The following is a 19,310-nucleotide window of genomic DNA, read 5'->3' as shown; positions in this document are numbered from 1 at the left end:
CGAACAAGGGGAATGCTCGCCAATATCCAAAATTATCTTCAAAACCGTCCAAAACTATGGAAAAATATCATGATTATTTCCATAGTTTTGTTTATGGCGCTGATCGCTTTTTTACTTTGGGCATTCGCCTTTCATTCCGGATCGGAAAATTCGGCAACCGGCGCGGCAAAAGAGAACGGCAATTCTGGCCAAAAAATCGACGGGACTTCAAAATGCGTTGATTGCGCTAGGCGCCGGATCGACGGCGTTTACGTCAAAACCGCCGTGGCCAATTTGGCGCCAGCGGCCATCATGATCGACAATCACCCCGACGCCCGGCCGCAAGCCGGCCTGGAAAAGGCTAATTTAGTGTACGAAGCCGAGGTGGAAGGGTATTACACCCGGCTGATGGCTGTTTTTGCGACAGACGAGAAGGTTGAGAAGATCGGCCCGCTTCGTTCCGCCCGCCCCTATTTTGTTGATTGGGCTGACGAACTTGGCGCGGTTTACGGCCATTGCGGCGGCAGTCCCGAAGCTTTGGTTGATATCGAGCAAAAGGGCTTGGTCGATCTGAACGAATTTTACAGCGGCCAATATTTTTGGCGAGCGACCAATCGCGCCGCTCCCCACAATATTTATATTTCTTCGGATAATTTTAACAAGTTCTTGATTGACAAAAATATTTTGCCCTCTGATTATTCATCCTGGCAATTCAAAGAGGACGCGCCGACAACGAACTCTTCCACCACCGCTGAAATTTCGATCAACTACCGCGCGCCTAGTTTTCGGGCAAAATGGGTCTATGATAAAACCGATAATGATTATATCCGTTATTTCGAGAACGGGCCGGAATTGACCGCTGACAATAACTTGATCATTGCCAAAAATATCATCATTCAAATCGTGCCGGCCGCGGTTATCGACGCTGTATTGCGCTTAAAAATGCAGAATGTCGGTTCGGGCGATGCCACGATCTGTCTTGATGGCGCCTGCCAAGCCGGACGGTGGGTCAAGGAAGATTCCGCGTCTCGAACCAGATTCAACTATGCTAACGGCGAAGAAGTTAAATTCAATGCCGGCACGACTTGGATCGAAGTTATGCGCCCGAATTAGCCGCCGCCAGTCCCTTTAAATATCATAAAACCCCGGTGAGCAGCCGGGGTTTTATGATTCAAAAATCTTAATGCAGTTCAATGATCGCCAAACGATCATGGCCGCCCAGATCCTTGATGAGAGATAATTCGGAATTGGAAAAATTTTGTTTAACCAACGTTTCCAGGGGATTTCTTTGGGCATCATCGATCTCGCAAAAAACAAATATTTTATTTTTTAACAATCTGGCGCGATCCTTGATCTGCCGAAATAACCGCCGATAATGATCAAGGCCATCGACTCCGGCCAGCAAGGCGATTTTTGGCTCTCTTTGGATAGTTGGCGAATCTTTTACTTGAGCCGCGGTCAAATAAGGGAGATTGGCCGCGATGATCAGCGGCTCTTTAAAAATTTTTTTATCAATATTATTAAGCAAATCGCTGTATAAAAAATTTATACGGCCTTTTAAGCCATTTAGTCTGGCATTCCGGCGGGCGACCGCGAGCGCCTTCCGGGAAATATCCAAACCCCAATATTTAATTTTATTACCGCGCCAATTTTTAGCCAAGGAAATGATGATGCAGCCGGAACCGGTGCCCAGATCGATAATATTCCTGATGGCTGATTTTTTTTGCCAGGTGCTGATCATTCCCTGGCGGGCGTTTTTAAATCGCTTTAGAATTTCATCGACCATCAATTCGGTTTCGGGGCGGGGGATCAAGACATTCCTATTGACTTTAAAATCCAAACCATAGAACTCCCGGTGCCCGGTAAGATACGCTAAAGGCGCGCCGCGGACTCGGCGCTTGATCAGATATTTATATCTGGCGCTTTGGCAAAAATTTAATTTTTTTTCCGGATAAGTAAACAAAAATTCTCTATTTTTCTTCAAAACAAATGACAAAATTTCTTCCGCTTCAATTTCCGGCTGATCGATATTTTTAACTTCAGTTTCTTTGACGCCGAATACCAGCGCCGCTCGAATGTTCATAAAATATTGACAAAATATTAAAATTTGATAATCTTAAATCATAAAGAGCTGAAAGCCGAAAGAGGTAAGCTTGGCGGATAACCAGCTGCGCAAATAAAACCAAAAGTTATTGCGCAGAACTAAAAAGATTAGTCGAGCTAGCTTGAACCGAATTCGGACGCGTATAATCAATCATCACCAGCAACAAGGAGGAAGCATGCCGTTCCAGCTCCTTAAGCAGGGCGTCAAGACCGTTAAACGGATCTTTAAGATCGCAGACGATCACGCGAAGGGAGGTGATCCAGCGATTTGATTCACCCCAAACCGGTGATGCCACGGTTTAACGGTAAGATTCGATCAATCGCGGCCGAGAAGCCCTTCCTTCAGAGGAAAAAAGGGTGGGCATGGATCTGTCCGGCGTGCATTTGCGCGGATTAGAATCCGTCATTTCCCCGGAAACGTGATCCGTCAATATCCTTTTGGGGCATCGGCCGCCTCGTTTGACAATATACCGCGTTACCCATAGGCGCGGTAAAGCAGAGCAGTGGAAGCGCTGTGGCTTTCCCTCTGTACTACCCGGAGCACCTCTGTTTATCGGAGCGTACTCCGGTTTTTTTATGCGGAAACCGCTTGAGACAATCCCGCTCCAGTTTTGCCGGAAAATAGATTGGATGATGAATTTATCGTGTTTAATTTTATATCTAAAACCTTATTATTTTATTAAAATCGGGGCGGGATAACGAAGTGATGCTTGACTGCAAAATTCAAATCTTATAGAGTGCTAATATACATTGAGCCAATGGTTATAACGAAGGATTTTTCCCTGGCTCACATTAGTCATGCTAATGGCTGGTGTCATCTTCATTATTTTCCGATCAATTCGAAAAGCGGGGAATAAAAGATGGATGCATAAATTTAATCCTTCAGCCTGTTCTGTCCGAAGGACCCGCACCCAAAACAGGGTCCCAATAAGTTGTTTTTATCTTCAGGATGCCGTACCGGTAGGCAGCGCGGGCAGATTTCGCGGCCAACGAGGAATTCCTTGTTTGGCCGCTTTTTATTTTAATTCACCGCCTTTATTGAGATTTTTTTCAGCTTCTTTGAGAGCTTGGACTATGTCTTCCAGATTGTTTTCCATCGTCACCGTGATATTGCTCCAGGATTGCTTGATCCGATGATCAGTGATCCGGTCCTGGGGAAAGTTATAAGTTCGAATTTTTTCGCTGCGATCGCCGGTGCCGATCTGCTTTTTGCGCGCCGCGTCATCCTTGGCTCTTTTTTCATCTTCCATCTTTTGCAGCAAGCGCGAACGCAGAATCATCATCGCTTTGTCTTTGTTTTGGTGCTGGGATTTTTCATCCTGGCATTGCACCACGACATTGGTCGGCAAATGGGTGATCCTGATCGCCGAAGAAGTCTTGTTGACCTTCTGGCCGCCCGGTCCGGAAGAGCAATAAGTATCAATGCGCAGGTCTTTCGCGTCAATGACCAGGTCAACGTCTTCCGCTTCCGGAACGACAGCCACCGTGGCCGTGGAAGTATGCACGCGGCCTTGTTTTTCCGTTTCGGGCACGCGCTGCACCCGGTGAGTTCCGCCCTCAAATTTCAAATTACCATAAGCATTCTTGCCCTTGACGCCAAAAACGATTTCTTTAAAACCGCCGATGCCGGTTAAGCTGGATTCAAAAATTTCGACTTGCCAATGATGGCGTTCGGCAAACCGGGAATACATCCGAAAAAGCTCGGCCGCGAACAAAGCCGACTCGTCCCCGCCGGCGCCGGCGCGAATCTCGATAATCACGTCCTTTTTGTCGTTCGGATCGGCCGGATGCAATTCTTCGTCGATCTGTTTTTTTAAAACAGCGACTTTCATTTCCGCCTCGGCCAATTCTGTTTGCGCCATGGCTTTCATCTCCGGATCTTTTTCGATATTAATCAATTCTTGGCTCTGAATAATAATTTTTTCATTTTTTTCCAATTCCAAAATATTCGCCATTAAATCTTTAAGATTGGCGTGCTTTTTTCCCAGGGAAGCCATTTTGGCAGGGTCAGTGGCAATGGCCGGATCCATCAATCGCGCCTCCAGGTCAGAAAATTGTTTTTTTATGTCTTCGTACATAGCGGAAATTTTTAAATTTTATAATTTTTAAATAAGGCTTAATTTTTAATTTTTAAAAATTGAACATTAAAAATTATTTAAAAATTTAAAAATTAGAAATTACAAAAATTAAAACGGCTATTCTTCCCTGCATGCTACAAACTATATTATAGCACGCAAAAAAGAATAGCCGTTAGTGGCATTATTCCTTTTCGACTCTCTTGGCCGCGCGTTTAACGGCTTTAGCCGTCAATTTTTCCTTCTTGCTCACTCTTTTGCCGGCCATTTTACCGGATGCTTCAAGTCTGGCCTGGAATTTTTCCACGCGCCTTGCCGTATCGACTAACTTCTGTTTTCCGGTATAAAAAGGATGGCAAGCCGAGCATAAATCGACTCTTAATTCCGGCTTAGTCGAGCCGGTGGTGAAAACATTGCCGCAGGCGCAAGTCACCTTGGCGTTCTCATAATATTTCGGATGAATATCCTTTTTCATAAAATATAAGGCTAATTTCGCGATAACCCACCCCGTCGCCGAGGCGGCGCCACCCCTCCCGAGAGGGGAATTACGAATACCGCGAATAAATTATTTAAGTAAATAAAATAGCATTTGCTGATGCTATAAATAATGATTAAATGTTAACATAAAAGATTAAAATAGGCAAGAGAAATTATTTTGGCCAATTTTAAGACAAAAAAATAATAGCTTATCGGCGTTGACCATGATAAAGATGTGCTATAATATTAACAATATCGGCTAAATTAATTTTCCATGGAAAATGACGAATTGGAAATCGAACGGGAAGCGGAAGACGTGATGAAAATCGACGGCAGCGTGACGCGCAACACTTCTTATTTCACTTTTGCCTTGATCTTGCAAAAGGTGATTTCGTTCACTTATTTTACTTTACTGGCGCGGAACCTGGGACCGGAAAATTTAGGCAAATACTATTTTGCCATTTCTTTTACCACGATCTTTTCCATCATCATGGATCTGGGTTTGGTCGGGGTTTTGACCAGAGAAGTGGCCAAAAAGAATCTGGAGGCTAAGAATTTGCTCGGCACGGTCATGGCGATCAAATTGCCGCTGACGCTGCTGGCTCTTTTTTTTATTTTCGTCGCGGCGCAGATCGCCGGCTATGGCGATGAGATCAAAATCCTTATTTATCTGGCGGCGATCGCGGCGGCGTTTGATTCTTTTACCGTAACTTTTTACAGCGTCATTCGCGGCTTCCATAATTTATTTTTCGAAAGCATTTCCTCGGTTATTTTCCAAATAATCGTGATGATCGGCGGTTTATTTTTTATGTATTACGGGTTTTCCTTGCCGTTCATTTTTGCCTCTTTGACCATCGCCAGCGCCTTTAATTTTATTTATTCCTACGCGGTTCTGCGGCGCAAGATCGGCGTCAAGATCGGGTTTTACTGGGATAAGGAATTGCTGAAAAAAATTGTTTTGATCGCCGTACCGTTCGGCATTTACGCGATCTTTCAGCGCGTTTACACCTATCTGGACTCGGTCTTGCTGGAACATTTTGCCGGAAACAAATTCGTCGGCTATTATCAGATTTCCTTCCGGATAATCTTCGCCCTGCAATTCTTGCCGGGCGCGTTTATCGCTTCGCTTTATCCGGCCATGAGCCGCTACTGGGTCAGCAATCGGGCGCAATTGGCCGTTTCTTTTGAAAAGGCCATTATTTATCTGGCCATCATTTCGCTGCCTATTTCCGCCGGCGTGTTCGCGCTGGCCGACAAGATCATTTTATTATTTAAAACCGGCTATGCCGAAGCGGTCTTCCCGATGCAAATCACCATCCTGGCCGCCATTTTTATTTTTATCAATTATCCGATCGGATCATTGCTTAACGCCTGCGACCGGCAAAAAAACAATACGTTCAATATGATCATCGTCACCGTCATCAGCGTGGCGCTTAATTTCCTGCTAATCCCGCATTATAAAGCCGTGGGGGCGAGCGTGACGGTGCTGATCACTAATTTTCTGATGACCTTGCTGGGATTCTATTGGGCGAAAAAAATCATCAAGATCGATCAGCGAAAAATCATCGTGGCTTTGGGAAAAATTTTGGCCGCGGCAATCATCATGGCTTTGTTTGCCTTTTATCTTAAAACGAAATTAAATATCTTGATCGTCGTGCCCGGCTCGGCGATACTCTATCTTGTCTTGATCTTGTTGTTCAAAACCGTTAAAACAGAGGAGATCGCCTATGTCTGGCGATCGTTTACGAAAAAAAAATCAACATGAAACCATTGGCCGAAAAAAAATATTTATTAGTCACTTTGGAATTTCCGCCGCAAAAGGGCGGCGTAGCGACGCTCTACGAAAATTATGCCGAATATTGGCCGGCAGGCAGTTTGTTTGTTTTAGCTGATGACGCCTTGGGAGTAAAAGACCGCGAGCCGATAAAATATCGCCGGTTGTTATCCGCTAAGATCCGGCCGCGCTGGTTACCGGCTTTTTTCCAGTTGCGCTCGGCGATCAATGATCTGGGCGGAGAAGTACGGGTGATCGTGGGGCAAATACTTCCGCTGGGCATTGTCGCTTATTATTTATCCAAATTCATCAAATTCAAATATACCGTACTGCTTCATGGCCTGGATTTTTCCTTAGCTACCGCCACCAAAAGAAAGAGGCGAATCACTGAAAAAATTTTGCGCGGGGCGGACAAGATCATTTGTTCCAACAGCTATACGGCTAATTCGGTCAAAGTTTTCAATGGCAGTTTTGCCGAAAAAATGGGCCTGGTCAATCCGGGCATCGAACCGAGCTTTGTCAGAAACCCGCGCCGCGTCCAGGACCTGCTACGGCAATATGGCCAGGAAAATAAAACAGTCTTGCTGGGTTTGGGCCGATTGGTGCGGCGCAAAGGCTTTGATAAAGTGATCGAAGCGATGAGCGCGATACTTAAATCAGCCCCTGCTACGGTTTATGTGATTGCCGGCGCCGGACCGGATGCCGATACTTTTAAAAAAATGGCTGCGGGCTTGCCGGCGGAGATTAATAATAAAATTATTTTTTTGGGGCAGATTTCCGACGCCGACCGGTGGGCATGGCTTGAGTTATGTGATATATTTATAATGCCCTCCCGGAATATCGCCGGCGATTATGAAGGTTTCGGCACGGTTTATCTGGAAGCGAACTTGGCCGGCAAGCCGGTGATTGCCGGAGACAGCGGGGGAGTGCGCGACGCGGTAATCCACGATATCAACGGCTTGCTGATTGATCCGGAAAAACCGGAAGAAATCGCCCAAGCGGTCATCAAACTGGCGGCCGATCCCAAATTAAGGCAGTCATTGGGCGAGCAAGGCAAAAGGCGCGTTGTGGAAAATTTTAGTGCTAAAAAAATGGTAGAAAAAATAGTTAATCGGTTAATTAGTTAATTGGTTTTATTACAACCAATTTCTCGTTGAACGAAGCCGACTGTTCAACAACTAATTAACCAATCAACTAATCAACCAATTTATGATCAGTGTCATCATTCCCGCCTATAATCAGGGTGAAAAATTAAGGTGCTGCCTTTACAGCGTTTTAGTGCAAAGTTATAAAGATTTTGAAGTTATCGCGGTTAACGACGGCTCGACCGATAATACCGCCGAGGTCATTGATTCGTTTAAGGATAAATTTAAATTGGCGGAAATCAGCTATCGATCGATCGAACAAGCGAATAAGGGCGCGCCCAATGCCCGCAATCACGGTTTTCAGGCTTCAAAAGGGGATTACTTATTTTTTTGCGACGCCGATGTTGTTTTAGACCGCAATTGCTTTTGGGAGATGATCAACGCTCTGAAGAATCATCCCGAAGCCGCCTTTGTTTATTGTTCTTTCAAGTGGGGCGATAAACTTTTCAAACTGCAAGACTTTGACGCGAAAAAATTAAGGCAGATGCCTTATATTTCCACGATGTCGATGATCCGCGCGAAAAATTTTCCGATCACCGGCTGGGACGAAAATCTGAAGAAATTTCAAGACTGGGATCTATGGCTGACCATCAGCGAACAGGGTGACAAGGGGATTTGGATCGACAAGCCGCTTTTTTCCGCTTGCACCGGCGGGACCATGTCCAGCTGGCTGCCGTCGGTCGCCTATAAATTTTTGCCATTTTTGCCAACAGTTAAAAAATACAATCTGGCGGTGCGGATCGTCAAAGAAAAACACGGTTTGCTGTTGCCGAAAAAAGAAAAGAAATAATGTTAAAAATATAATCCGAACCTACGTGATTCGTCCGCCGCACTACGAATGCGGCTCATCCGAATTAGTTATAATGTGTCCGAATACTACGAACATTTTTTTCGAACATCCTGTTCGTTTTGTAGAGTTCGTAGTACTCGGATACAGTTTGTAGTATTCGGATTATATATTATATGGAAGATTTAAAAAAAATTTTCAATCCCGCGTTTTATTTTATCATTTTGGTAATCGCAATTGTCGAATTAATGTCCTTTTTCGGGCATCTTTTTTTAGATATCGATCATTGGGTTTTTGCTTTGGTAGTTTTGTTGACCTTGATCTTGTCGCTCGTTAATATCAAATACGGCGTTTGGATAATTTTGTTAGAATTGTTCATCGGCTCGCAAGGCTATCTTCTGCATCTTGATCTTGGGACGGTAAAAATATCTTTGCGCATCGCTTTATGGCTGGTGGTAATTTCGGTTTGGAGCAAAGATTTTTTATTCGCTTTGCTGGACAAACAAAAAAAACAGCATTCGATATTCTTGCAGACTAATTTTTTCAAGACGGCTAATTTTTCTTATTTTCTGATCCTTGGTTTTTTTCTCGTCTTGGGCGTCCTGATCGGATATTTCCGCGGTAATGACTGGCAAAATATTTTTTTTGACGCCAACGGCTGGCTGTTTTTCCTTTTGATCTTTCCTTTTTATGAAACTTTCTTCAATCCGGCGATCGCCGGCGACCGGCCCTTTGCGCCGGTTTGGCGCCTGCTGGCCGCCGGCACGGCCTGGATTTGTTTTAAAACTTTTTTATTGTTTTTCTTTTTCACTCATGCTTTTCCCGATTCGAGCATTTGGCATTGGCTTTTAACCGATCGGATATATCAATGGGTGAGGGACACGCTGGTCGGAGAAATAACAGTGATGCCCAACGGCTTTGTGCGAATTTTTATGCAGTCGCAGATCTATGTTCTGCTCTCGCTGTTTCTCGGTTTGTTCGCCGTCAACCATTTTTGGGAAGAAATCAAGAAAAGCCGGCGCAAGATTATCTTCGCCGCCGCCGCCGGAACGGCGATGATCGGAACATTGGCGATCAGTTTTTCCCGCAGTTTTTGGGTCGGCGCCGCGGCCGTTTTCATTTTCTACGCCTGGCTGACCGCTAAAAATTATGGCTGGAAAAAACTTTTTTCCCTGATCTCGCTTCTTTTTATTTCCTTGATCGCGAGCCTCGCGCTTATTTTTGCCGTGGCCCGTTTTCCTTTTCCCCAACCAAGCATCGATTTTGACATTACCCGGGCCCTGGCCGATCGCGCCGGGAAAATTTCCAATGAAGCCGCTCTGGCTTCGCGCTATTCCTTGTTGCCGCCTTTATGGCAAAAAATCAGCAATGATCCGGTTTGGGGCGATGGTTTTGGTACGACGATCACTTACCGCGCCAGCGATCCGCGCATTTTGGCTGCCAGCCCGGGCGGAACCTACACCACCTATGCTTTCGAATGGGGCTGGCTGGATATCTGGTTGAAGCTTGGCTTGTTCGGCCTGCTCGCTTATTTATTACTGATCGGTAAAGTCATTAAGGATGCCTGGAAAATTAAAACTTGGCTCGCCTGGGGATTAAGCGCCGGCCTCTTGTTGATAACTATTGTCAGCTTCTTCAGCCCTTACACTAATCATCCTTTGGGAATCGGCTTTTTATTGCTGGCCGCGGCCGCGATTTATCATGAGCGGAGGGGGGCTTGCGCTTGTTCCTAGTTTGTACTATATTTAAGACTATAAAAAATTAAAAAAACGTTAGTTGATGGTTGATAAATTTATCAATCGGGATTATTTTAGCATTCATCATTTATCCCGGGGTAAGCTCGGGATGCCGACCTCGCGTCGGCATAATTTATAATTTTAGCTATGCCCGATCAAATCATTTCTCAAGAAGGGTTTAATAAATTGCAGGAAGAGTTGGATCTCGCGGTTAACGTCAAGAGAAAAGAGATCGCTGATCGGATCGAGAAAGCCAAAGAGTTGGGCGATTTAAGCGAGAACGCCGAATATCATGAAGCCAAAGACGCGCAAGCCTTTAATGACGGCCGGATCATCGAGCTCTCGAATCTGTTAAAAAATTTAACTGTCGTGGAAAGCGACGGTCATGGCAATGGCAATGGCAAAGCGGCCATGGGTTCGAAGATCAAGGCGCAAAACGTGAAAACCGGCGAAGAAAAGAATTTCTCGATCGTCAGTTTTAACGAAGCGGCTCCGGGCGAAGGCAAGATCTCCAACGAATCGCCGCTGGGCATGGCTTTCCTGGGGCGCAAGAAAGGGGACGAAGTAATAGTGGAAACACCAAAAGGGGAGATGAAATATAAAATATTGGGGATTGAATAAGTTGATTGGCCAATTAGTTAAATAAATTTATACTTTAAAATATTCAAAAAAGACGGCGATGTTCCGTCTTTTTTTGTTGCCCAAGAATGATTAATATTCATTGTTTTGTCAATATTGACACATTTTTAGGACTATGATAAAAAGGGGGCGGGTATAGTGCTTCTATGCCCTTGTGCTGTAAAAGTCTTCCTTGAAAGGAGGGGAGCATGAAAGTTATTTTCATCGCGACAACGGTCATTCTTGCTTGGCCCTTCCTAGAGGCAATTATAATACGCATTTTATGCGTATGATGCTTCACTGTAAAGGATGGGTCGGGGAAAACCGCCAACCCCCGATTTTGATCGGGGGGCGGGGAAGCAGGTGGCCGCGAAAGCGGCCGACCTCACCTGTTTTTCTTTTAGCTGGCGCCTGAACCGCCAGAATAAAAAACAGTTCTTAATCACCCCCGCAAAAAACACCAAAAGCAAAACACCAAAAACAAAAAATCTCCCGCACCTTTAAATTAAATTGATTGATATCACCCCATTCCCAAGCCCATTTACCCCCCCTCCCGCTCAACCTCCTTCCCCGACCCTTTTAACTTTTTTTCTCTCTCTTCTCTCTTTTCTCTTCCTTTCCCCCTTTTTCAATCAATTTTTTTTCGCTCCTTCTCTCTATCTTCCCACCCCGTTCCTTCCTTTCTTTCCACTCGCATCTTGCCCTCGGCCCTATTTTTTTTCCGAGGGCTTTTTTTAGCTAAAATCAAAATTTGAAATACAAAATATAATGCGAATACTGCGAACAGATTAACAAATTATACTTTAACAATTCGATAAATAATTTGTAGTATTCGCGAACAATCCGTAGATTCGCGTCATGTTATTTTGACAACAAACTTAAAATGAATTAAAATAACTACATAAATATTAGCAATTTCCTTTCTTACGGGAGGGGAAAGATTTTTTGTTTATATGTCAAACGAAAAACAAAATGGCGCTGAACATACTCCTGGCGAGAGAGAAGACCGCTTGAAAAAACTTGAGGAACTAAAAAAATCCGGCAGCAATCCTTTTCCGGATAAATCACCCCGAACTCATTCGATCCTTGCCGCTTTGACGGATTTTTCCGATCTGGAAGCCGCCAAAGAAACAATTGTTCTCGCGGGAAGAATAATGATCAAAAGGGAATTTGGCAATCTGACTTTTATCGAACTTTTTGACGGCACCGGCAAGATGCAATTAGCATTTTCCAAAAAAGACATCGGCCTCGAAGAATTCAAAAAATTTACCAAGCTGATCGATATGGGCGATTTTATCGAGGCGGCCGGCACTTGTTTTGTCACCCACAAAGGCGAAAAAAGCTTGATGGTTTCGAGCTGGAAAATTTTAGCCAAAGCTCTTCTGCCTTTGCCGGAAAAATGGCATGGTTTGGAAAACGAAGATGAACGATTTCGCCTCAGATATTTGGATCTCCTGACCGATCCGGAAGTTCGCGATCTCTTCGTCAAGAAAGCAAAATTTTGGAACACGGTGCGCGGTTTTATGCAGGAAAAAGGATTTTTGGAAGTGGAAACTCCCAGCTTGGAAAATACTACCGGCGGCGCCGAAGCCAATCCGTTCCGCACCCATCATGATGATTTTAATCTTGATCTTTATTTAAGAATTTCTGTCGGCGAGCTCTGGCAAAAAAGATTGATGGCCGGCGGCTTTGAAAAGACTTTCGAAATCGGCCGGGTTTTCCGCAATGAAGGATCTTCTCCCGATCACGTTCAGGAATTCACCAATCTGGAATTTTATTGGGCGTATGCGAACTATGAAGACGGGATGAAGATTGTCCAGGAGCTTTATCAAAAAATCGCCAAAGATGTTTTCAACACCACCGAATTTAAAACCAAGGATCAGGAATACGATTTAAAAGGGGATTGGCCCAGAATTGATTATTGCGCCAAGATCAAAGATGAGACGGGAATTGATGTTTTGGACGCGGACGTGGAAAAGATTAAAAACAAATTAGCCGAGTTGAATGTTAAATATGAAGGCGATAGCAAGGAACGCCTGATTGACACGCTTTGGAAATTCTGCCGGAAAAAGATCGTTGGCCCGGCTTTTGCGGTCAATCATCCCAAGCTTGTTTCGCCGCTGGCTAAATCACTGCCCGGTAATCCCGAGCTGACCGAGCGTTTTCAGGTCATTATCGCCGGTTCGGAAATTGGCAATGGCTATTCGGAATTGAATGATCCGCTGGAACAGCGCCAGCGCTTTGAGGAACAGCAAAAATTGATCGACCGCGGCGACAAGGAAGCGATGATGCCGGATTGGGAATTCGTGGAGATGCTCGAACATGGCATGCCGCCTACCTGCGGGTTTGGTTTTGGCGAACGCTTATTCGCCTTTCTGGTCGATAAACCGATCCGCGAATGCCAGTTATTTCCGCTGATGAAACCGAAATCGCATAACACATAACGCCAATATAAACATGCATCAATCCGCCGGCGCCGTAATTAAAAATAATCAAGGAGAGATCCTTTTGATCGAGCGGGCTATTTTTCCTTTCGGCTGGTCTTGCCCTTCCGGACATATCGAAGAAGGCGAAAATCCGGAGCAGGGGATGAAGCGGGAAATTTTTGAGGAAACTGGATTAAAGGTACGAAAAAGCCGCCTGCTTTTCAATGAATTTTTGGATTGGAATGAATGCAGCAGGGGAGTGGTCGGCCATAATTGGTTCTTATATGAAGTGTCGGAATGGACGGGAAAACTCAAAAAAGAAGAATCCGAAGTAAAAAATATCAATTGGGTAGCGATTTCGGAATTAAAAAAGTTGAAACTTGAGGAAGCTTATAAATATTGGTTTAAAAAATTAGGCTATTTATGAAGATAACTCTTTGTGGCAGCATTGCTTTTTATGATCAGATGCTGGCGGTGCAAAAAGAATTGGAAGCCATGGGGCATGAAATTAAAATTCCGCCGGGCAACAGACCAAACGGAGATGGCGGAATAATTTCCTCACAGGAATTTTATAACATCCGTCACGCGGCGAAAGATGAGGCGAAGTGGATTTGGGAAATAAAAAAACAGGGTATCAGAGAACATTTTGACAAGATTGATTGGTGTGAAGCGATAATAGTTCTTAATTACGACAAGAAAGGAATAGCGAATTATATCGGTGGTAATACTTTAATGGAAATGGGCTTGGCTTTTTATCAGAACAAACCGATTTACCTGCTTCAGCCTCTGCCGGAAATTTCCTATAAAGAAGAAATTCTCGGTATGTTTCCGATAATTATTAATGGCGATCTGAAAAAAATTATCTAGAAAATATTTTTCATTTATAATTTATAATTTTAAATTGAAGTTATGTTGGATATTAAATTTATCCGTGAAAACAAGGAAAAAGTTGCGGAGGCGATAAAAAATAAAAGAGCGGAAGTGAATCTTGACGATTTATTGGCGCTTGACGACAAAAGAAGGGAGCTTTTGGGACAAATCGATGTTAACCGGGCCAAAAGGAATGAACTGGCCGAGGCAGGCAAGAAAGACGGCAAGCCATCGCCGGAAAAAATCGAGGAGGGAAAGAAATTAAAAGAAGATATCGCCGCGCAAGAAGAAGCTTTAGCAATCATTGAGGATGAATATCTTAAAACTTTATATTTAATTCCTAATGTCGCCGCTGATGATACGCCGATCGGCCCGGACGAATCAGGCAACGTGGTTTCAAGGAGAGTAGGGGAGCCGGTTGTTTTTGATTTTAAGGCCAAGGATCATATGGAACTAGGCACGGCCTTAGGAATAATCGACACGGAAAAAGCGGCCATAATTTCCGGGTCGCGTTTCGATTATCTTTTTGGCGGCGCGGCTTTGTTGCAATTTGCTTTGATCAATTTTGTGATGGATACGCTTACTAATGAAAAAACGATCGGGGAGATAGCCAAGAAAACCGGCAATCCTTCAGTTAAGCCATTTGTGCCGGTAATCGTCCCGGATATGGTCAAATCAGAAATAATGAAGAAGATGGACCGTTTCGAGCCTCTGGAAGACAAATATTACATTAAAGAAGACGATCTTTTGCTGATCGGCAGCGCTGAACACAGCCTGGGCCCGATCCATATGGATGAAATATTTGATGCCAAAGATTTGCCCAAGAGATATATCGGCTATTCGACTTCTTTTCGCCGCGAAGCCGGATCTTATGGCAAGGACACCACGGGAATCTTAAGGCGCCACCAGTTTGATAAATTGGAAATGGAAATTTTTTCCACGGCCGATGGGGGACAGCAGGAACAGGATTTTATCGTCGGCGTCCAGGAATATTTGGTTAGCGCGTTGAAAATTCCCTATCAAGTCGTTTCCGTCTGCACCGGCGACATGGGCAAGCCCGATTATCGGCAAATTGATATTGAGTGCTATATGCCCGGGCAGGGAAAATATCGCGAAACCCATACTTCCGATTATATGACCGATTATCAGGCCCGCCGCTTGAATATCAAATACAAAACCGCCGCGGGCAAAAAGGAATTTGTCCACATGAACGATGCCACGGCCTTCGCCATTGGCCGCATCTTGATCGCCATTATTGAAAATTATCAGCAGGCGGACGGTAGCGTTAAGATACCGGAAATTTTACAAAAATATATGCCGGGCGGCCTCAAAATTATTCAGCACAAATAAAATTACCGCCCTTATTCGCGTCGGAACGGAATATTCTGCCGTCCGGCTCAATCAACTTGTCCATCGGAAAGTAAAATATCGCGTTCCGAAAAATTATAACTATGTCTCTATTCGGCAATTATCCAGCCAGAAGGCATCTGCCGATCGACTACCACGAAAAAAAGCTGGAAAATCCTTTTTATAGAAGGCGGGAAAGGATAATGTCATTTGCCGGCGTCAAAGGCAAGTTAATTATCGGTTTCATCGTCCTGGTTTTGATTTTCATTATTTGGTTCGTTTTTATTTCGCATTTCTGGGGGATCAAAAAAATTTCCATCTCCGGCGTCGATCAAATGTCCGATGCCGATGTGCGCGGCTTGATCAGCGAGCAAATGCGCGCCAATCATTTTCTGCTGTTTCCGCAAAGCAATCTGCTTTTCTTCAGTAAAAATAAATTCGAGGCCACCTTGCAAAAAAAATATCACTTTCAAAAGATCGATGTTGAAAAAGAATGGCCGGATTCGCTCTCAATCGATATTGTCAATAAGCCTTTGGCCTGTATCTGGCGAGAAGGGGATAAATATTATTATGCCGATACTGACGGCTACGCGGTGCAAGAGATCAGCCCTCTGGACCTAAAAGACAATAAATATCCCTTGATCGTCAATCAATCAACGCAACGAATGTACGGCAACCGAATCGCGGTTGACCCGAGCTACCTTAATTTTACCGCCTCGCTTTACGATAAATTCGCCAAACAAATGCCGGGGATCAGTATCGATCATTTTATCGTCGACGATGATCTGGACACGATAAAATTGCTGACGCCTGAGGGTTTAAAAATAATTTTCAACACCAAAGACGATGTCGGTAAGCAACTGAACAATTTATTGATTTTAAAAGATCAAAAATTGAAAGATGATTTTGCCAAGCAAAAAATGATCGACTTGCGCTTTGGCGACAAAATTTATTATCAATAACTATAATATATTTGGAGATTGTGATACAATTCGCCTGCCGGCCGGCAGGCAGGCAGATTTGGGTCGTGATCGTCGGGTTTAAAAACCTGATAACAGGTCCAAATCGATAAGTTGTTCAAAATCACCAAGCATTATTTTTTTATGAGCAATGAATCATCGGAAAGAATATTTAAATTCGTTTTCTTTCTGGCCATCTTAGTTGCTTTAATCTTAGTTGTCGGCATCTTTCTCTTGGTTATCAAATTTTTACTGAATTTCGTTCCAGCTATCCATATTTTAGGAGTAATGATGACCAATTAAGCGCCTGACTATAAAATTTATCTTAAAAGATGAGGTGGAATACTGAAAATCAGTTCTCAAGCGCTATAGGGCCTTTTAGGGCCTAAGTATCTATTTTATGGCTAATATTAACAAAATATACATGAATCGCTATTAACAACATAGCCTAAAATTAGAACTAAAAAGACAAAATATAATATTGTTAAATTATAATAAAAAAATAAATATTTTCGATACCCATGGTTATCCGGAAATACGGGTAGTGTAGTATTGTAACATCAGGATCCAATAGTGAATACACTAAAACATTAAATAGATTTTAAAAACCAAGGGCTTGACGACGAATCAGCCCTTTTATATAATATAAAAGTACTGAGTATAATATCCCTTACACTCAGTCTAATAATATGAAAACAATAGAACTTCCATTAATAGAGGATTTTCTCCTTGATCTTAAAGTTAATGGCTACTCCCCCGAAACGATTTATAACTATGAACGGGATTTGACCGTTTTTAAAAATTTTTTAGAAGAGGAGGATTTAGAATTTAAAAAAATTTCTAAAAGAGATATTTTGAATTATAAAGCTTATCTGATTTCCATTGATCGAAAGACTCCGGCCGATCAAAAAACCGAAAAAAATCTATCGGCCTACTCTACTAATCGGATGCTATCCTCTCTTCGCTCCTTGTTTAAATATCTAATTGAGATGGATTATCCTGTTCCTTTGCCGCCGGACGCGATCAAGATGAGCAAGACAATAAAAAAGAAACCGCAGATACCGGAATTAAGCGAGCTGATCACTTTAATAGAATCACCAATGAAGCTGGAAACCGATAAAAGAATCGCTTTAAGAAACAGGGCTATTATGGAAGTACTGTTTGCCACGGGAATGAGAATTTCCGAGTTGGTTAATCTGCGGCAGGATAAAATCGACGCTCAAGGAAGAATTTTTATTTTAGGCAAGGGAAAAAAAGAAAGATTTGTTTATTTGACGCCTAGAGCCAGGAAGCATTTGGATGAATACTTGAAAATAAAAGGCAAGCAATCCCCCTTTGTCTTCATCCCGTTCAAAGGAATGAACGCCAACAATATTAAGGGCGCTAAAATTTCCGCTAACTATATTCAGGAAAGAATAAAAAGATATCGCGAGCTTTTGGGAATCAATCTTCCTGTTTCCGCTCATACTTTAAGACACGGCTTTGCCACTTATTTAGCTGAATGCGGAGCTAACCCCGCCGCCATTCAAGTTCTTTTGGGCCACGAATCATTGGACACCACGACGCGCTACGTTCATGCCTCTGATCGTTACGCCGAAAGCGTTCAAAAAAAATTTCATCCTTTAAAAAATTAATTTTATGATCGATTGGAATGAAGCGGAAAAAGCGATCTCCGATGAAATTGAATTTCTTAAAAACAATATTTCCCAATCCCCTTTCGAACAAAACGATCCGATAAAATGCGAATATTGCTTATTGAGAAAAATCGCCATTTTTATTGTTTCAGGGAAAATGAAGTTAAAAAAAATTTCTTATCTAAATAATTCTATTTGGCAGGCGAAAAACAATCTTAATACTGATAATTTGAAAAAACACGGAGGAAATTGGCATAACGATCTTATCTCGACCATAGAAAAATATTTTCTAACCAATGGCATAAAAGTCGAGAAAGAACCGGCATTATATTATGGACGAGCCGACCTCGGGACCGATAAGAATGTATTTATAGAAGTCGGCACTACCAACTTATATAAACTTTATTTGAATTTATCTTTCTTAAAAAATTGCAAAATAATGCTTGTCCCGTCTGACGATTATTTATTAGAATTTAATTTATGAAAATAATACTAGATGGATTTATTGCTTGGCTCAAGGCTAAGGGATATAAACATAATACTATATCGAATTATTTTATTTCAATAAATAAATTTTTGGCTTACCTGGCAAGAGAAAAAATTAATTATTTTAATTTTCCCGAAAAAAACTTTTTGAATTTTATTACCGAATATACTACTGGAAAATCAAAGCAAAGTAAGAATTCATATATCTATGCTATTTTAAAATATTGCGATTTTTTAAAGGAGACCAAGGGCGTAACAATAGAAATAAAAAATATACCAATCGAAAGGGCAGGGAAGAAAAATTTTAAACGAGTGGAAAATATAGACAATTTATCGAGCATTATTTTGAAAAACGACAAAGTAACAGCCGAAAGAGATAATTTATTGATAATGATGCTATATGAAACTGGCTTAAAAACCAAGGAACTTATAAAAATTAAACTTGGTAACGTAAAAAATGACTGGATAAATATTGGCGGTAAAATTATAATATTAAATAAAAAACTTCTGAAAACAATATTTAATTTTTGTTTAAAAAATAATATTAAATGCGACCAATATCTTTTTTTCAGTTACCAGCGCAGGAAGAAGAATTTTAATTCCCCTATCACGGAAAGGGCCGCGCAGATTATTGTAAAAAGACTCAAAGAAATAACCAAAAATGATTTCTCAATAAATGACTTGAGAAAATCATTGTCCGCCAATATTTTTTCAGATAATATTAAAATAACAAGCATATTCAAACACTTTGAATTTCCGGCTGACGAAAAAAGCTATCTAGAATTTTAATTCTCCGCCAGTCGCACGGCGGGAAAGATCTGAAAAAATAAAAAAATTCTGGCTTTGACTTCCTGTTTTTTATCTGCTAAGATAATACACTACAAAATATGCACA

General features: G+C 42.5%; 19 protein-coding genes. 15 read left to right on the top strand and 4 right to left on the bottom strand.

Translation table 11 applies throughout. From position 1 onward, the window contains the following. Positions 1-69 precede the first annotated feature (69 nt). Positions 70-1,092, top strand: coding sequence for a DUF3048 domain-containing protein (locus PHE24_01830; protein ID MDD4901853.1), 1,023 nt, complete (start codon positions 70-72; stop codon positions 1,090-1,092). 67 nt (positions 1,093-1,159) lie between these two features. Here the strand turns inward: PHE24_01830 and prmC are convergent, their stop codons facing one another. From prmC to rpmE, 4 genes are all read right to left on the bottom strand, one after another. Then, positions 1,160-2,062, bottom strand: a complete 903-nt coding sequence (gene prmC / locus PHE24_01825) for a peptide chain release factor N(5)-glutamine methyltransferase (GenBank protein ID MDD4901852.1) — start codon at positions 2,060-2,062, stop codon at positions 1,160-1,162. 106 nt (positions 2,063-2,168) lie between these two features. After that, entirely contained in the window at positions 2,169-2,378 is a 210-nt protein-coding gene (locus PHE24_01820) for a hypothetical protein (GenBank protein ID MDD4901851.1), read from the bottom strand. A gap of 720 nt (positions 2,379-3,098) precedes the next feature. Next, on the bottom strand, positions 3,099-4,169 hold the full coding sequence (prfA, locus tag PHE24_01815; protein MDD4901850.1) for a peptide chain release factor 1: 1,071 nt from the start codon (positions 4,167-4,169) through the stop codon (positions 3,099-3,101). 172 nt (positions 4,170-4,341) lie between these two features. Beyond that, a complete protein-coding gene (gene rpmE / locus PHE24_01810) occupies positions 4,342-4,632 on the bottom strand; it encodes a 50S ribosomal protein L31 (GenBank protein MDD4901849.1) in 291 nt (96 codons plus the stop codon). Positions 4,633-4,908: 276 nt separating this feature from the next. Between rpmE and PHE24_01805 the strand changes: the two genes are divergently transcribed. The 14 genes from PHE24_01805 (at position 4,909) to PHE24_01740 (ending at position 19,205) form a co-directional block, all read left to right on the top strand. Then, on the top strand, positions 4,909-6,399 hold the full coding sequence (locus tag PHE24_01805; GenBank protein MDD4901848.1) for a flippase: 1,491 nt from the start codon (positions 4,909-4,911) through the stop codon (positions 6,397-6,399). Further along, the gene (locus tag PHE24_01800; protein MDD4901847.1) at positions 6,396-7,535 is read left to right on the top strand and encodes a glycosyltransferase family 4 protein; all 1,140 of its coding nucleotides are present in this window, start codon (positions 6,396-6,398) and stop codon (positions 7,533-7,535) included. The genes PHE24_01805 and PHE24_01800 overlap by 4 nt, the downstream gene beginning before the upstream one ends. A gap of 82 nt (positions 7,536-7,617) precedes the next feature. Then, complete coding sequence (locus tag PHE24_01795) at positions 7,618-8,343, top strand: glycosyltransferase family A protein (GenBank protein MDD4901846.1); 726 nt, start codon at positions 7,618-7,620, stop codon at positions 8,341-8,343. A 173-nt stretch (positions 8,344-8,516) separates the two neighbouring features. Continuing rightward, positions 8,517-10,073, top strand: a complete 1,557-nt coding sequence (locus PHE24_01790) for an O-antigen ligase family protein (protein MDD4901845.1) — start codon at positions 8,517-8,519, stop codon at positions 10,071-10,073. Between the two features lie 150 nt (positions 10,074-10,223). Continuing rightward, a complete protein-coding gene (gene greA, locus PHE24_01785) occupies positions 10,224-10,697 on the top strand; it encodes a transcription elongation factor GreA (GenBank protein MDD4901844.1) in 474 nt (157 codons plus the stop codon). Positions 10,698-11,647: 950 nt separating this feature from the next. Continuing rightward, on the top strand, positions 11,648-13,138 hold the full coding sequence (gene lysS / locus PHE24_01780; protein ID MDD4901843.1) for a lysine--tRNA ligase: 1,491 nt from the start codon (positions 11,648-11,650) through the stop codon (positions 13,136-13,138). Positions 13,139-13,151: 13 nt separating this feature from the next. Continuing rightward, positions 13,152-13,547, top strand: a complete 396-nt coding sequence (locus PHE24_01775; GenBank protein ID MDD4901842.1) for an NUDIX hydrolase — start codon at positions 13,152-13,154, stop codon at positions 13,545-13,547. After that, the gene (locus PHE24_01770; protein MDD4901841.1) at positions 13,544-13,987 is read left to right on the top strand and encodes a hypothetical protein; all 444 of its coding nucleotides are present in this window, start codon (positions 13,544-13,546) and stop codon (positions 13,985-13,987) included. The genes PHE24_01775 and PHE24_01770 overlap by 4 nt, the downstream gene beginning before the upstream one ends. A 42-nt stretch (positions 13,988-14,029) precedes the next feature. Beyond that, on the top strand, positions 14,030-15,340 hold the full coding sequence (gene serS / locus PHE24_01765) for a serine--tRNA ligase (GenBank protein ID MDD4901840.1): 1,311 nt from the start codon (positions 14,030-14,032) through the stop codon (positions 15,338-15,340). Between the two features lie 101 nt (positions 15,341-15,441). Next, positions 15,442-16,299 (top strand): FtsQ-type POTRA domain-containing protein, encoded by an 858-nt coding sequence (locus PHE24_01760; protein MDD4901839.1) that lies wholly within the window; start codon positions 15,442-15,444, stop codon positions 16,297-16,299. A gap of 141 nt (positions 16,300-16,440) precedes the next feature. Then, positions 16,441-16,599, top strand: coding sequence for a hypothetical protein (locus PHE24_01755; GenBank protein ID MDD4901838.1), 159 nt, complete (start codon positions 16,441-16,443; stop codon positions 16,597-16,599). A gap of 386 nt (positions 16,600-16,985) precedes the next feature. Further along, positions 16,986-17,930 carry a tyrosine-type recombinase/integrase gene (locus PHE24_01750; GenBank protein ID MDD4901837.1) on the top strand — a complete coding sequence of 315 codons (945 nt, stop codon included), beginning with the start codon at positions 16,986-16,988 and terminating at the stop codon, positions 17,928-17,930. 4 nt (positions 17,931-17,934) lie between these two features. After that, positions 17,935-18,414 (top strand): hypothetical protein, encoded by a 480-nt coding sequence (locus tag PHE24_01745; protein MDD4901836.1) that lies wholly within the window; start codon positions 17,935-17,937, stop codon positions 18,412-18,414. Further along, the gene (locus tag PHE24_01740) at positions 18,411-19,205 is read left to right on the top strand and encodes a tyrosine-type recombinase/integrase (GenBank protein ID MDD4901835.1); all 795 of its coding nucleotides are present in this window, start codon (positions 18,411-18,413) and stop codon (positions 19,203-19,205) included. Before PHE24_01745 ends, PHE24_01740 begins: the two co-directional genes overlap by 4 nt. Positions 19,206-19,310 lie beyond the last annotated feature (105 nt).

It is taken from the genome of Patescibacteria group bacterium (genome assembly GCA_028707065.1).
Taxonomy (GTDB): Bacteria; Patescibacteriota; Patescibacteriia; order Patescibacteriales; family WJLG01; genus JAQTUZ01.
This window is presented reverse-complemented; position numbering and strand designations above follow the sequence as displayed.

Coding starts and splice junctions, on each gene's coding strand:
- PHE24_01830 (MDD4901853.1), top strand. CDS start 70: ATGATTATTTCCATAGTTTTGTTTATGGCGCTGATCGCTTTTTTACTT.
- prmC (MDD4901852.1), bottom strand. CDS start 2,062: ATGAACATTCGAGCGGCGCTGGTATTCGGCGTCAAAGAAACTGAAGTT.
- rpmE (MDD4901849.1), bottom strand. CDS start 4,632: ATGAAAAAGGATATTCATCCGAAATATTATGAGAACGCCAAGGTGACT.
- PHE24_01805 (MDD4901848.1), top strand. CDS start 4,909: ATGGAAAATGACGAATTGGAAATCGAACGGGAAGCGGAAGACGTGATG.
- PHE24_01800 (MDD4901847.1), top strand. CDS start 6,396: ATGAAACCATTGGCCGAAAAAAAATATTTATTAGTCACTTTGGAATTT.
- PHE24_01795 (MDD4901846.1), top strand. CDS start 7,618: ATGATCAGTGTCATCATTCCCGCCTATAATCAGGGTGAAAAATTAAGG.
- PHE24_01790 (MDD4901845.1), top strand. CDS start 8,517: ATGGAAGATTTAAAAAAAATTTTCAATCCCGCGTTTTATTTTATCATT.
- greA (MDD4901844.1), top strand. CDS start 10,224: ATGCCCGATCAAATCATTTCTCAAGAAGGGTTTAATAAATTGCAGGAA.
- lysS (MDD4901843.1), top strand. CDS start 11,648: ATGTCAAACGAAAAACAAAATGGCGCTGAACATACTCCTGGCGAGAGA.
- PHE24_01775 (MDD4901842.1), top strand. CDS start 13,152: ATGCATCAATCCGCCGGCGCCGTAATTAAAAATAATCAAGGAGAGATC.
- PHE24_01770 (MDD4901841.1), top strand. CDS start 13,544: ATGAAGATAACTCTTTGTGGCAGCATTGCTTTTTATGATCAGATGCTG.
- serS (MDD4901840.1), top strand. CDS start 14,030: ATGTTGGATATTAAATTTATCCGTGAAAACAAGGAAAAAGTTGCGGAG.
- PHE24_01760 (MDD4901839.1), top strand. CDS start 15,442: ATGTCTCTATTCGGCAATTATCCAGCCAGAAGGCATCTGCCGATCGAC.
- PHE24_01755 (MDD4901838.1), top strand. CDS start 16,441: ATGAGCAATGAATCATCGGAAAGAATATTTAAATTCGTTTTCTTTCTG.
- PHE24_01750 (MDD4901837.1), top strand. CDS start 16,986: ATGAAAACAATAGAACTTCCATTAATAGAGGATTTTCTCCTTGATCTT.
- PHE24_01745 (MDD4901836.1), top strand. CDS start 17,935: ATGATCGATTGGAATGAAGCGGAAAAAGCGATCTCCGATGAAATTGAA.
- PHE24_01740 (MDD4901835.1), top strand. CDS start 18,411: ATGAAAATAATACTAGATGGATTTATTGCTTGGCTCAAGGCTAAGGGA.